This window comes from Methylobacterium indicum (assembly GCF_001043895.1).
GTDB lineage: Bacteria > Pseudomonadota > Alphaproteobacteria > Rhizobiales > Beijerinckiaceae > Methylobacterium > Methylobacterium indicum.
Genome location: NZ_JTHF01000392.1, coordinates 1 through 900 on the forward strand (window position 1 = coordinate 1; position 900 = coordinate 900).

A 900-nucleotide genomic window follows, 5' to 3' on the forward strand; every position below is an offset into this window, starting at 1 on the left:
CGAACCGAGCAGAAGGCTCTTAACGAGCTTCATGGAGACCTCCAAGATTTCGGACCCGAAAGGGGTGAACGACTCTGTTCCGAAGACCTTTTCGGCCTCGAGACCATGTCCCTCTTATGCCCCCGAAGATTCGGCCGCCGCACAGACATGGCCGAACCGCACCGGACTTCCTCGGTACGGTCGGAACAATCTTTCATGCCGCCGAGTTGATCAATCTTTCTCAAGGTCTAACAACGCTCGAGTGTCCCCTTGGTGTCGGAATGTGGCAGAATCACCACATTTGCGCTGCGACAACCGATCGACTGGTCTTGCGTAGAAGGCGTCGGTTCAGGATCTAACAAGCGAAAAATGGCGCTTTTTTTGATCAGATCCAAGAGCTAACAAAAAATCACAAATCAGATTTATAAGTATATTTTTGTAACACGATTTTGTTAGAGCAAAGCTCCTGCTGAGGGTCGGTGACGACCGGCGGCCAAGTGGGCGGGTTCGAGGGACGGAGATCGAAATTTTTAGCGCATGAAGTTTTTTCGGGTGCCCGATCGCCTCGTGACGGAGGGGTGGCCCCGGGTATCGGTGCCGGCGCGGCCTCCCGCCTCGTCCGGGACGTCGGTTCGATGCCCTTCGCGCGCGACGGCGATTCGGTGGCGGGCGGTGCCTCGACGATCTCGGCGACCGGACGACCGGACGACCGCCGTCCCAGACCTTCTTTACGAGCGCCCGCCGCGCCCGAAGCCGGCGACGTCTCCGTCGGATCCTCGTCTCCCCGTGGGGCGCAGGGCTATCCGGGAAACTTTCGCGCCGAGACGAGCACGGGCTTTTCCTCTCCCGGCCTGAGGGGAGACGAAAAACTTCCGTCGGACCTTTCCCCGGACGGCTCGGCATGGGCCGGGCGGCATGGGC

At 59.7% G+C, this 900-nt stretch carries 1 protein-coding gene; it reads left to right on the top strand.

The window, feature by feature from the left end:
- Positions 1-614: 614 nt before the first annotated feature.
- The coding region (locus QR78_RS35785) for a hypothetical protein (protein WP_208993254.1) at positions 615-900 on the top strand (286 nt) is incomplete at its 3' end.